This window comes from Nocardioides sp. IC4_145 (assembly GCF_011250565.1).
In the GTDB taxonomy this organism is placed as follows: domain Bacteria; phylum Actinomycetota; class Actinomycetes; order Propionibacteriales; family Nocardioidaceae; genus Nocardioides.
Genome location: NZ_JAANMS010000028.1, coordinates 20370 through 32032 on the forward strand (window position 1 = coordinate 20370; position 11663 = coordinate 32032).

The 11663-nt window shown below is 72.9% G+C and carries 15 protein-coding genes; 6 read left to right on the forward strand and 9 right to left on the reverse strand.

Annotated elements, in window-relative coordinates:
- Positions 1-21: 21 nt before the first annotated feature.
- The 5 genes from G6553_RS12745 to G6553_RS12765 all read right to left on the reverse strand — a co-directional run bounded on the left by G6553_RS12745 (position 22) and on the right by G6553_RS12765 (position 3515).
- Positions 22-1134: a DUF3152 domain-containing protein gene (locus tag G6553_RS12745; RefSeq protein WP_166193316.1), complete on the reverse strand. Its 1113-nt coding sequence runs from the start codon at positions 1132-1134 to the stop codon at positions 22-24.
- Positions 1125-2072 carry a pyridoxal-phosphate dependent enzyme gene (locus G6553_RS12750; protein WP_166193319.1) on the reverse strand — a complete coding sequence of 316 codons (948 nt, stop codon included), beginning with the start codon at positions 2070-2072 and terminating at the stop codon, positions 1125-1127. The genes G6553_RS12745 and G6553_RS12750 overlap by 10 nt, the downstream gene beginning before the upstream one ends.
- Positions 2073-2104: 32 nt before the next feature.
- Entirely contained in the window at positions 2105-2668 is a 564-nt protein-coding gene (locus G6553_RS12755) for an NYN domain-containing protein (RefSeq protein WP_166193322.1), read from the reverse strand.
- Positions 2669-2728: 60 nt separating this feature from the next.
- Entirely contained in the window at positions 2729-3004 is a 276-nt protein-coding gene (locus G6553_RS12760) for a MoaD/ThiS family protein (RefSeq protein ID WP_166193325.1), read from the reverse strand.
- 76 nt (positions 3005-3080) lie between these two features.
- Complete coding sequence (locus tag G6553_RS12765) at positions 3081-3515, reverse strand: M67 family metallopeptidase (RefSeq protein WP_166193328.1); 435 nt, start codon at positions 3513-3515, stop codon at positions 3081-3083.
- Between the two features lie 93 nt (positions 3516-3608).
- Here G6553_RS12765 and gdhA point away from each other — a divergent pair, with 93 nt between their 5' ends.
- Complete coding sequence (gene gdhA, locus G6553_RS12770) at positions 3609-4946, forward strand: NADP-specific glutamate dehydrogenase (RefSeq protein ID WP_207619725.1); 1338 nt, start codon at positions 3609-3611, stop codon at positions 4944-4946.
- Between the two features lie 107 nt (positions 4947-5053).
- On the opposite strand, the gene G6553_RS12775 is transcribed toward gdhA, so the two are convergent.
- From G6553_RS12775 to clpS, 3 genes are read right to left on the reverse strand one after another with little or no spacing between them, the layout of a single operon-like run.
- Positions 5054-5521 carry an NUDIX domain-containing protein gene (locus G6553_RS12775; RefSeq protein ID WP_166193334.1) on the reverse strand — a complete coding sequence of 156 codons (468 nt, stop codon included), beginning with the start codon at positions 5519-5521 and terminating at the stop codon, positions 5054-5056.
- Between the two features lie 34 nt (positions 5522-5555).
- Positions 5556-6146 (reverse strand): DUF2017 domain-containing protein, encoded by a 591-nt coding sequence (locus G6553_RS12780; protein WP_166193337.1) that lies wholly within the window; start codon positions 6144-6146, stop codon positions 5556-5558.
- Positions 6143-6388 carry an ATP-dependent Clp protease adapter ClpS gene (gene clpS, locus G6553_RS12785; RefSeq protein ID WP_347565692.1) on the reverse strand — a complete coding sequence of 82 codons (246 nt, stop codon included), beginning with the start codon at positions 6386-6388 and terminating at the stop codon, positions 6143-6145. The genes G6553_RS12780 and clpS overlap by 4 nt, the downstream gene beginning before the upstream one ends.
- Before the next feature lie 91 nt (positions 6389-6479).
- Here clpS and G6553_RS12790 point away from each other — a divergent pair, with 91 nt between their 5' ends.
- The 5 genes from G6553_RS12790 to G6553_RS12810 all read left to right on the forward strand — a co-directional run bounded on the left by G6553_RS12790 (position 6480) and on the right by G6553_RS12810 (position 11103).
- A complete protein-coding gene (locus G6553_RS12790) occupies positions 6480-7802 on the forward strand; it encodes a nicotinate phosphoribosyltransferase (RefSeq protein WP_166193343.1) in 1323 nt (440 codons plus the stop codon).
- Between the two features lie 22 nt (positions 7803-7824).
- On the forward strand, positions 7825-8382 hold the full coding sequence (locus G6553_RS12795) for an isochorismatase family protein (RefSeq protein ID WP_166193346.1): 558 nt from the start codon (positions 7825-7827) through the stop codon (positions 8380-8382).
- Positions 8375-9160: an enoyl-CoA hydratase-related protein gene (locus G6553_RS12800; protein WP_242680392.1), complete on the forward strand. Its 786-nt coding sequence runs from the start codon at positions 8375-8377 to the stop codon at positions 9158-9160. Before G6553_RS12795 ends, G6553_RS12800 begins: the two co-directional genes overlap by 8 nt.
- Positions 9161-9346: 186 nt before the next feature.
- Positions 9347-9844, forward strand: coding sequence for a helix-turn-helix domain-containing protein (locus tag G6553_RS12805; protein WP_166193349.1), 498 nt, complete (start codon positions 9347-9349; stop codon positions 9842-9844).
- On the forward strand, positions 9841-11103 hold the full coding sequence (locus G6553_RS12810) for an MFS transporter (protein ID WP_347565688.1): 1263 nt from the start codon (positions 9841-9843) through the stop codon (positions 11101-11103). The genes G6553_RS12805 and G6553_RS12810 overlap by 4 nt, the downstream gene beginning before the upstream one ends.
- 15 nt (positions 11104-11118) lie before the next feature.
- Here G6553_RS12810 and G6553_RS12815 read toward each other — a convergent pair whose 3' ends face one another.
- A complete protein-coding gene (locus G6553_RS12815) occupies positions 11119-11646 on the reverse strand; it encodes a DUF1697 domain-containing protein (protein ID WP_166193352.1) in 528 nt (175 codons plus the stop codon).
- Positions 11647-11663: the final 17 nt, after the last annotated feature.

Below are 11663 nucleotides of genomic sequence, written 5' to 3' on the forward strand. Positions count from 1 at the left end.
CCGCTGACGCGGTCCGCCCGTCTAGCGCAGCTCGTGGACCGTCGGCCAGGGGTTGAACCGGCAGCCGCCGAGCCCCTTGGACTGCTGCTGCATGACCGGGGCGAGCTGGCCGGCGCCCCCGCAGGACGCGTGACCCCGACCCAGCCAGTGGCCGGTCTCGTGGTTGACGACCATGTGCCGGTAGTCGCGCAGCGCGCCGCGGGCGGCGTTCCAGGCCGGCGAGGCGTGCTTCCACCGCTCCTGGTTGATGACGACGTAGCGGCCGACCCGGCAGCTCCACTGGGCGCTGCAGATCGGGTGGAACCTCGGCACCTCGTTCGCGGCGGCGAGCACCAGGGTGAACGACCCGCCGCGGTGGACGGGCACGAACCGGACACCCCCGCCGCGCCAACCGCGCGCGTCGGCGTAGGTCTCCTGCGCCTGCCGGCGGAACGTCGCCAGGCTGGTGGTGATCCGGCCGCGCGTCTGCACGGAGTAGGTCACCGTCCGGCGGACCGGGACGCGGTGCTCGGCCCGCCGCGGGCCGGTGCGCAGCCGCACGGTCGTGTGGCCGGGCGCCGTCACAACGACGTCGGCGCGGACGTTGCGGCCGACGTCGCCCGGGCGCAGCCGGTAGGTGCGACCGCGCTCCCCCGCGACCGGCTTCCCCGCGACGCGCCAGCGGACGCGCTGCACCCGCGGCTCGGGCCGCACGTCGCCGAGCGTGACGCGGAGCGCGCGCCCGAAGCGCGCCACCCCGGCGACCCGCGGTGCGGTGCGCACCTGCAGCGCGGCACGGCGTACGCGCTCGGTGGGCTCGGAGCGCACGGTGGTCGAGTCCCCGGCGCTGTCGGTGGCGGTCACCTCGACGCTGAGCCGCCGGCCGAGGTCGTCGAGGCCCAGGTCGTAGGTGCGGCCGGTCGCGCCGGGGACCGGCTCGGCGGCGCGCAGCCACTGGTAGCCGAACGTGAGGTCGGTGGTGTCCCACCGGCCCGCGCCCGCGACGAGCCGCTCGCCGAAGACCGGCTCACCCTTGACCAGCGGCGATTGTGTCGGCACCGGCTCGGCGGTGGCCGTGGCCGGCGCCGCCACGAGCAGCGCGAGACCGAGCAGCAGGGCGGCGAGCGCCCGGCTCGCGCGTCCGGTCAGGCCCACAGCTGGCCCTCGAGCCGGTCCTCGGCCTCGTCGACGGTGCCCTCGTAGGCGCCGGTGGAGAGGTACTTCCAGCCCCCGTCGCACACGACGAACGCGATGTCGGCGGACTCGCCGGCCTTGACGGCCTTCGCGGCCTGGCCGAGCGCGGCGTGCAGGATCGCGCCGGTCGAGACGCCGGCGAAGATGCCCTCGAGCTCGAGCAGCTCACGCACGCGGCGTACGGCGTCGCGCGGACCGACCGAGAAGCGGGAGTCGATCAGGTCGGCGTCGTACAGCTCCGGCACGAACCCCTCGTCGAGGTTGCGCAGCCCGTAGACCAGCTCGCCGTACCGCGGCTCGGCCGCCACGATCCGCACCTCCGGCTTGGCCTTCCGGAAGAACCGGCTGACGCCCATGAGGGTGCCGGTGGTGCCGAGCCCCGCGACGAAGTGGCTGATCTCCGGCAGGTCGGCGAGCAGCTCGGGGCCGGTGCCCTCCTCGTGGGCGAGGGCGTTCGCGGCGTTGCCGTACTGGTAGAGCATCACCCAGTCCGGGTGCTCGTCGGCGACCCGCTTGGCGACGCGGACGGCCTCGTTGGACCCGCCGGCGGCCGGCGACGACACGATCTCCGCGCCCCACATCCGCAGCAGCTGGCGACGCTCCTCGGAGGTGTTCTCCGGCATCACGCAGACGATCCGGTAGCCCTTGAGCTTGGCGGCCATCGCCAGCGAGATGCCGGTGTTGCCCGAGGTCGGCTCGAGGATCGTGCAGCCGGGACGCAGCGTGCCGTCGGCCTCGGCCTGCTCGATCATCCGCAGCGCCGGGCGGTCCTTGATCGACCCGGTCGGGTTGCGGTCCTCGAGCTTCGCCCACAGCCGGACGTCCGGGCTCGGGCTGAGCCGGGGCAGACCGACGAGCGGCGTGCCGCCGACGGAGGCGAGCAGGTTGTCGTAGCGCATGGTCTTCCGGTTGCCCTTCGGGTCGCAGCGGCTCAGCGCAGGAAGCGCTCGGGGTCGAACTCGTCGAGCGGGATGATCCGCACGCGCGGCAGCGGCACGTTGAACGCCTGCACGTCGTCCTCGAGGTCGTGGACCTGGATGCCGAGCTGGTCGAACTGCGCGCTGGCGTACTCCCGCAGCGCCACGAGGCCGACGCGGCGCTTGTAGGCGCTCTCGTCGAGCAGCCGGTCCAGGTGCTCGGCGAAGTCCGCGTCGTGGCTGACGAGCAGCACGTCGTCGGCGCGCTGCGCGAGCGCGTCCAGCGTGCGCTGGATGCCGATGTCGACGACCTTCTCGTCGGCCCGGCCGGCCAGCGGGACGGGGCGGTAGTCCAGCGCGAGCAGCGCCTGGACGAAGCTGCTCGGGAGCGTCCCGTTCGAGGCGTTGAGGAAGAACAGCCCGGTGACGGGCTGCCCCCACAGCTGCTCGGCGTACGCCGTCACGCGCTCCCAGCGGGGGCGCTCCTCCGGCAGCGGACGTCGGCCGAGGAGCGAGTTGCCGAGCGTGGCGTCGATGTTCTCGCCGTCGACGAGGACGAACGTGCGGCGGTCGGTCATCGGGCGCTCACCATCGCAGCACCGTACCGCCGGCGCACGTCCGCTGGCGCGGCCCCGCTCTCAGCAACCGCCGGCGACGGCCGGCAGGACGACGACCTGGTCGCCGTCGGAGAGCTGTGCCTCGAGACCGCCGATGAAGCGGACGTCCTCGTCGTTGATGTAGACGTTGACGAAGCGGCGCAGGTCGCCGTTGTCGATGAGGCGGTCCTTGATGCCGGGGTGGTTCGCCTCCAGGTCGTCGATCAGCGCGCTCAGGCTGGCACCCTCGCCGGCCACGGCCTTCTCGCCGTCGGTGTAGGTGCGCAGGATGGTCGGGATACGGACCTCGATGGCCATGGCTTCTCGGACTCCTCGTCGGGGCTGGTGCTGGTCTGGGCTGTGGTGCGGGGACCGGGCGCCGGTCAGGCTCAGGTCAGGCGCCGGGCAGTGCGGGGACGACGACGACCTCTTCCTCGGTAACCTCGCCGTCGACGATCCTGTAGGACCTGAACTCCACCGGGCCCTCGTTATTCCCGTGCTCGCGCGTGCTGACCAGCACGTAGTGCGCGCCGGGCTCGCTGGCCAGGCCGATGTCGGTGCGGCTCGGGTAGGCCTCGGTGGCGGTGTGGGAGTGGTAGATCACGACCGGCTCCTCGTCGCGGTCCCACATCTGCTTGTAGAGCTCGAGCAGCTCGGTGGAGTCGAACTCGTAGAACGTCGGGCTCCCCGCCGCGTTCACCATCTCCACGACCCGCTCGGGCCGGTCGCTGCCCTCGGGGCCGGCGACGATGCCGCAGGCCTCGTCGGGGTGGTCGCGCTTGGCGTGCCGGACGATGGCGTCGTACGTCGCCTGGTCGATGGTGAGCACGCGTCCAGCCTAGGCGGGCCGTCCGCATGCCGGACACCGTGCCCGGTACCCGGACCGCGCGAGGACCTCCTTAGGCTTCTCCTCATGGAAACCCTGGACCCGATCCTCCAGCCGCACTTCGAGACGGTCCTCGCCCGCAACCCCGGCGAGGGCGAGTTCCACCAGGCGGTGCTGGAGGTGCTGGAGTCGCTCGGGCCGGTCGTGCGCAAGCACCAGCACTACGTCGACGAGGCCGTCATCGAGCGGCTCTGCGAGCCGGAGCGGCAGCTGATCTTCCGCGTGCCGTGGACCGACGACCAGGGCCGCGTGCAGATCAACCGTGCCTTCCGCGTCGAGTTCAACTCCGCGCTCGGCCCCTACAAGGGCGGCCTGCGGTTCCACCCGTCGGTCTACCTCGGCATCGTGAAGTTCCTCGGCTTCGAGCAGATCTTCAAGAACGCCCTGACCGGCATGCCCATCGGCGGCGGCAAGGGCGGCTCGGACTTCGACCCCAAGGGCCGCAGCGACGCCGAGGTCATGCGCTTCTGCCAGTCGCTGATGACCGAGCTCTACCGCCACCTCGGCGAGTACACCGACGTCCCTGCCGGCGACATCGGCGTCGGCGGCCGCGAGATCGGCTACCTCTTCGGGCAGTACAAGCGGATCACCAACCGCTACGAGTCCGGCGTGCTCACCGGCAAGGGCCTCTCCTACGGCGGCTCGCAGGTGCGCACCGAGGCCACCGGCTACGGCACCGTCTTCTTCACCGAGGAGATGCTGCGCCTGACCGGCCGCTCGCTCTCGGGCCGCCGGGTCATCGTCTCCGGCTCGGGCAACGTCGCGATCTACGCGGCGCAGAAGGCCGCCGAGCTCGGCGCCCAGGTCGTCGCCTGCTCGGACTCCTCCGGGTACGTCGTCGACGAGGCCGGCCTCGACATCGCCCTGCTCAAGCAGGTGAAGGAGGTCGACCGCGCGCGGCTCTCGGCGTACGCCGAGCAGCGACCCGACGCGTCGTACGTCGCCGGCGGCCGCGTCTGGGACGTGCCGTGCGAGGTCGCGCTCCCCTGCGCGACCCAGAACGAGCTCGACGCCGACGCCGCGCAGGCGCTCGTCACCAACGGCGTGCTCGCCGTCGCGGAGGGCGCGAACATGCCCTGCACCCCCGACGCCACCCGCGTCTTCCAGGAGAAGGGCGTCCTCTTCGCCCCCGGCAAGGCGGCCAACGCCGGCGGCGTCGCCACCAGCGCGCTGGAGATGCAGCAGAACGCCTCCCGCGACTCCTGGTCCTTCGCCCACACCGAGGAGCGGCTGCGCGACATCATGGTCGGCGTCCACGAGCGCTGCGCCTCCGCGGCCGACGAGTACGGCACCCCCGGCAACTACGTCGCCGGCGCCAACATCTCCTCGTTCCTCCAGGTCGCCGACGCCATGCTGTCGCTCGGCGTCGTCTGAGCGGCTCGCGCCCCTCCTCGTACCGACTCCGGGGTAGTAGCGGACGTTCTTGTCCTTCGTCGGGGTAGTCACGGACGTTTCCGCCCGTTACTACCCCGACGAAGGCCTCAGGTGAGGAACCGCGCGGCCACCTCGTCGGCGAGGCCGGCATCGATCCGGGCGAGCATGTGCTCCTCCATGGGCGGGAGGTCGGCGAGCGGCCACCAGCGGACGTCGGTGTTCTCGTCGTCGGCGGCGTGCGGCTCGCCGGCGACCCACGAGCAGGCGAACGTTAGGTCGAGGTACACCCCGCGGTCACCGTTGGGGTGGGTGATCCGCGGGCTCACGCTCACCGCGGCCAGCCGGTCCACCGAGATCTCGACCCCGGCCTCCTCCAGCGCCTCGCGCCGGGCCGCGACGGCCGGCTCCTCGCCGGGGTCGACGATCCCGGTGACCGGCGCCCAGCGGCCGTTGTCGACGCGCTCGGTCAGCAGGACCTCGTCCCCGCGGCGTACGACCGCCGTCACCGCGGGCAGCCACAGCTCCCGGGTGCCGACCAGCTCACGGAGCTCGGCGACGAACGGCGGGATCGGCACGGCGCGAGTCTCCCACCTCGCGCCGGCGCGGTGCTCAGCGCCGCGCGCTCAACGCCTCGACGAGCGTCTCCTGGAGGTAGCCGACCCACTCGTAGATGTCGTGCGCCTGGGCGCGGGGGTCGTCGTCGGGGAGGCCGTGCCAGTAGTCCTCGTCGCCGTCCTCGACGCCGAGCCGGGTGGCCAGCGCGAGCCGGACGTCGGTGAAGGAGCGCATCCAGGTCTCGGCGGTCGGCTCGTCGAGCTCGACGTCGATCATCAGCCCGTCCTCGGTCAGCTCGGCGGGCAGCCCGGCCTCCTCCAGGCCGTCGATGACCGTCGCCGCGGCGCGGGCCTTGCCGTCGCGCAGGGCGCCCTCGGTGTAGCGGCGGAACTCCGAGGCGGCCTCGGCGTCGTCGCGGTACGCCGTGGGGAACAGGCGCGCGAGCACCGGGTCGTCCGGCTCGGTCGTCGGGCCGCTGAAGTCCATCATCGCCTCGAACGGGTCCAGGCCGTCGGTCGGTGCGGCCGCCTCGTTGCGCAGCAGCTCGACCAGCTGCGAGGCGAGCGAGCGCAGCAGGTCGGCCTCGAAGCCGGTGAAGTTGGCGATGACCCGCCCGCTGCGGCGGTGCCGCGCGAACCCGCTCACTCGGCGCGGTCCATCGTCGCCCAGAGGCCGTACTCGTGCATCGCCTGCACGTCGCGCTCCATCTCCTCGCGCGTCCCCGAGCTGACGACGGACTTGCCGTCCTCGTGGACCTCCATCATCAGCTGCTCGGCCTTGCGCTTGTCGTAGCCGAAGTACTTCTGGAAGACGTAGGTCACGTACGACATCAGGTTGACCGGGTCGTTCCAGACGATCGTCACCCACGGCTTGGCCAGGAACGTGATCTCGTCGGGGGTGGTGGTCGGCTCGACCTCGACAGGACTGGCAGCGGACACGCCTCCATGGTGTCACAGCGATGTGGGCACTCTTGTCCCTGTGACCCCCACGACGGCACCCGCGACGGCACCCTCCACCACGGCATCGACCGCGCTCCTCACCGACCACTACGAGCTGACCATGCTGCAGGCGGCGCTGGCCGCCGGCACGGCCGGACGCCGGTCGGTCTTCGAGCTGTTCCCGCGCCGGCTGCCGGAGGGCCGGCGGTACGGCGTGGTGGCCGGCGTGGGCCGCGCACTGGACGCGATCGAGGCGTTCCGCTTCGACGACGAGGTGCTGGCGGTGCTCGATGACGTCGTGGACGAGCCGACCCGCGAGTGGCTGGCGTCGTACCGCTTCTCCGGCGACGTGTGGGGCTACCCGGAGGGCGAGGTGTACTTCCCGCACTCGCCGCTGGTGGTGGTCGAGTCGACCTTCGCCGAGGCGGTGCTGCTGGAGACCGTGCTGCTGTCGATCTACAACCACGACTCCGCGATCGCGTCGGCCGCCTCGCGGATGACGATGGTCTCCTGCGAGCGGCCGTGCGTGGAGATGGGCTCGCGGCGCACCCACGAGGAGGCGGCCGTGGCCGCGGCGCGGGCGGCGTACGTGGCCGGCTTCGCGGGGACCTCGAACCTCGCCGCGCGGCAGCGGTACGGCGTGCCCACCTCGGGCACGTCGGCGCACAGCTTCACCCTCCTGCACGACACCGAGACCGACGCGTTCCGCGCGCAGGTCGCCTCGCTCGGCGAGGGCACGACCCTGCTGGTCGACACCTACGACATCGCCGAGGCGGTGCGGGTCGGCGTCGAGGTGGCCGGGACCGGCCTCGGGGCGGTGCGGCTGGACTCCGGCGACCTCGGGTCGCTGGCGTCGGAGGTGCGTGGCCAGCTCGACTCGCTCGGCGCGACGGGCACGCGGATCGTCGTGACGAGCGACCTGGACGAGTACGCCATCGCGGCGCTGGCCGCGGCGCCGGTCGACGGGTACGGCGTCGGCACCCAGCTGGTGACCGGCTCGGGCCACCCGACCAGCGGCTTCGTCTACAAGCTCGTGGCCCGCGAGGGCGAGGGCGGCTCCATGGTGCCGGTGGCGAAGAAGAGCGCGGACAAGGCGTCGTACGGCGGTCGCAAGTACGCCCTGCGCCGGCTCGACCACCGCGGCACGGCCGAGGCGGAGGTGGTCGGCACCGGCCGCGTGCCCGAGAACGACGGAGACGACCGCGAGCTGCTCGTCCCGCTCGTGCGCGACGGCGAGGTGGTCGGCCGCGAGCCGCTCGAGGCCGCGCGCGCGCGGCACCTGCGCTCGCGGGGCGAGCTGCCGCTGGCCGCCCAGCAGATGTCGCGCGGCGAGCCGGTCATCCCGACGATCCGCCTGGACTGACCCTCTGGACTAGCCTCGCCGCATGGCTCGCGCACTCGTCGTCGTCGACGTCCAGAACGACTTCTGCGAGGGCGGCTCGCTGCCCGTGACCGGCGGGGCGCAGGTCGCCCGCGACGTCACCGCGCTGCTCCGCGACCGGGCCGCCGGCTGGGCCCATGTCGTCGCCACGAAGGACCACCACCGCGACCCCGGTGACCACTGGTCCGACGACCCCGACTTCGTGCACTCCTGGCCCAAGCACTGCGAGGTCGGCACCGCCGGCGAGGACTTCCACCCGGACCTGGACCCGGCGCCGTTCGAGGCGGTCTTCCGCAAGGGCGAGCACGCCGCGGCGTACTCCGGCTTCGAGGGGCTCGCCGAGGACGGCTCCGCGCTCACCGACTGGCTGCGCGCCCGCGGCGTGACCGAGGTCGACGTCTGCGGCATCGCCACCGACCACTGCGTGCGCGCCACGGCGCTCGACGCCGCCGCGGCCGGGTTCGCCACGCGGGTGCTGCTCGACCTGTGCGCGGGGGTCGCGCCCGCCACCACCGAGGCAGCGCTCGTCGAGCTGCGCGAGGCGGGTGTCGAGGTTGCCTGAGGCGCCTGGGCAGACGTCGCCCGAGGTGCACGTCGACCTCACCGACGGCGTCCTGCGGCTGACCATGGACCGGCCGCGCGCGCTCAACGCGCTGACGCCCGACATGCCGGCGCTGATGGCGACGGAGATCGAGCGTGCGACCGCCCGCGACGACGTGCGGGTCGTGATGCTCGCCGGCACCGGGCGGGCGTTCAGCACCGGGGCGGACATCTCCGGCACGTACACGATCGACGACACCTCGATGGACACCGCGAACCGGTGGATCCGCGCGATCACCTCCTGCGACAAGCCGGTCGTCGCTGCCGTCAACGGGGTCGCCGCCGGCGTCAGCTGCTCCGCGGCGCTCGCCTGCGACCTCGTCGTCGCTGCGGAGTCGGCGTCGTTCCTGCTGCCGTTCGCCAACGTCGGGCTGATGGTCGACGGCGGCGCCTCCGCGACCGTCGCGGCCGCGATCGGCCGGCCCCGGGCGATGCGGATGGCGCTGCTCGCCGAGCCGCTGCCGGCCCGCACGGCGTACGACGTCGGGCTGGTCAGCCACCTCGCGCCCGACGCGTCGTTCGCCGCGGAGGTCGACGCCCTCGTCGCCCGGCTCGCCGCCGGTCCGCCGCTCGCGCTGGCCGCCAGCAAGAAGGCCGTCAACGCCGCCACCCTCACCCAGCTCGACCCCGCCCTCGAGCGCGAGAAGTCCGGCCAGTCCGTGCTGCTCCGCACCGCCGACGTCGTCGAGGGTGTCGTCGCCTTCGCCGAGCGTCGCCCGCCGGTCTTCCGCGGGGAGTAGCCAGGGCGGGCGGTCGCGCTGCTGCGAGCTGTAACGGACAGTTCGCTGCTCTACCCGCACGTTGCAGCGTGCGGGTAGAGCGGCGAACTGCGCGTTACAAGCGACCGCGGCCGCTACTCCCCAACAACCACTTGACGGTGCCGACCGAGCCGCGGCAGACTCCCCAATGAGTCTTTGGGAGGTCGGATGGACGAGCCGGTGCAGGCCCTGCGCGCGACCGCGCACCCCCTGCGGCTGCGGATGCTGTCGTTGCTGACGGGGGCCGAGCTGAGCGCGGCGGAGGTGGCGCGCGAGCTGGGCATCACGCACGCCAACGCGTCGTACCACCTGCGCGTGCTGGCCCGCGCCGGTGAGGTGGTCGTGGCCGGCGAGGAGCGGGTGCGCGGCGGCACGGCCAAGCGCTACCGGCACCCCTGGCGGGAGGGGCTCAAGCCTGCGGGGGCGGCCCGGGACGTCGAGGTGCGGGCGATGGGCCAGGAGCTGGTACGCCGCTGGGAGGACCGCACGAAGGACCGGGCCCAGCTCTGCGACGCCGAGCTGTGGGTCAGCGAGGAGGCGTGGGCCGAGGCGATGACGCTCGTCCAGCGGGCGGCCGAGCTGGTCCACGAGGAGGCGCGCCCGCCTCGGAGCGAAGGCACCCGCAAGATCGCGCTGACCATCGCGGCGTTCGGGGTGGAGCCGTGAGCGCCGTGGCGCGGCACAGCGCGCTGGCGCCGCTGCGGGAGCGCAACTTCCGGTGGTACTTCCTCTCCCGCCTGGTCAACCTGTCCGGCACGACGATGGCGCCGATCGCACTGGCATTCGCGGTGCTGGAGGTCAGCGACTCCGCCGGCGACCTCGGCGTCGTGCTCGCCGCGCACTCGATCCCGATGATCGTCTTCATGCTCGCCGGCGGCGTCATCGCCGACCGCGTGGGTCGGACGCTCGTCATCCAGGGCGCGAACGTCGCCTCCGGGCTCAGCCAGGGCCTGCTCGCCGCGCTCCTGCTGGCCGGCCAGGCCGAGCTGTGGCACTTCGTCGTGCTCTCCGCCGTCAACGGCACCGTCTCCGCGGTCAACCTGCCCGCCCTCGCCGGCCTCGTCCCACAGCTGGTGCCGCGCGCGCAGCTGCAGGCCGCGAACGTGCTGGTCTCGATGACGCGCAGCACGATGCTCATCCTGGGCCCGACGGTCGCTGCCGGCCTGGTCGTCACCGTCGGCCCGGGCTGGGCGCTGGCGGTGGACGCCGCGGCCTGGCTGGTCGCCGCGGTCATGCTGCTGCCGGTGCGGATCCCGGCGCGCACCCGTCAGGGCGTGACGCCGTCGGTGCTCGGCGAGCTCCGGGAGGGCTGGACGTTCTTCCGCTCGACCACCTGGCTGTGGGTGGTCGTGCTGGTCTTCTCGGTCACGAACGGGATCCACGAGGGCGCGTTCAACACCCTCGGGCCCGTGCTGGCGAAGGACAGCGACATCGGCGAGCACGGTTGGGGGCTGATCGTCTCCGCCCAGGCCGTTGGCCTGCTCGTCATGACCCTGGTGCTGATGCGGGTGACGCTGCAACGGCCGCTGCTGGTCGGCATGGTGGGCGTGGCGTTCTTCGGGCTGCCGATCCTGGTCATGGGCGCGGTGCCGCAGACGTTCCCGATCATGCTCGCAGCCGTCGTCGCCGGGATGGGTGTCGAGATCTTCGGCCTCGGGTGGAACCTCGCGATGCAGGAGAACGTGCCCGAGGAGATGCTCTCGCGCGCCTACTCCTACGACATGCTCGGCTCCTTCGTCGCGATGCCGGTGGGCCAGCTGACGTTCGGCCCGCTGGCCGAGGCCTTCGGCATGCGCGCCGTCCTGGTCACCGCGGGCACGGCGTACCTCCTGCTCTCGCTGGCGACCCTGCTGTCGCGCTCGGTGCGCTCCCTGCCGCGCGCGAGCGCACCCGAGCCCGCCGGGACCGTGGACGCCGTCACCTGACCCGCGCGGCGGCGCTCAGGAGCACCACTTCTCGACCAGCGCCCGGACCACGGTCAGGTTGCGGTTGGTGGCGACGCCGAGCCGCTTCTCGACGGTGGCGTTGGTCAGGCTCGCGCCCCGGTAGCTCTCCCCCAGCATCAGGTGCACCGCCCGGCCGCCGACCCTCGCGACCGCGTCGGCGGTGCTGCGCTCCTCGAGCGCGCGCACGGTGTCCGGCGACGGCTCGTCCTTGAGGAACGAGACGTAGTGGTTGCCCTCGTGGCCGTACGACGCCGCCTGCTCGGCCACCTCACGCAGCTCCGCCGGCGTCAGCACGATCGTCGGCACCTCGAAGCCGGTCTCCGCGCGGAACGCCTCCTCGAGCGCCGCCTCGATCTCCGCGCGTGACTCGAGCGGGCAGTCGAAGCGGACGTTGCCGGTGTTGATGTGCGTGCGCACGTCGGTCCAGCCGAGCCCCTCCACCGCGGCGACGATCCGGTCCTTCGGGAACTTGCGCTTGGCGCCCAGGTTGATGGCGCGGAGGAAGGCGAGGTACGTCGGCACGCGGCCATCCTGCCGCA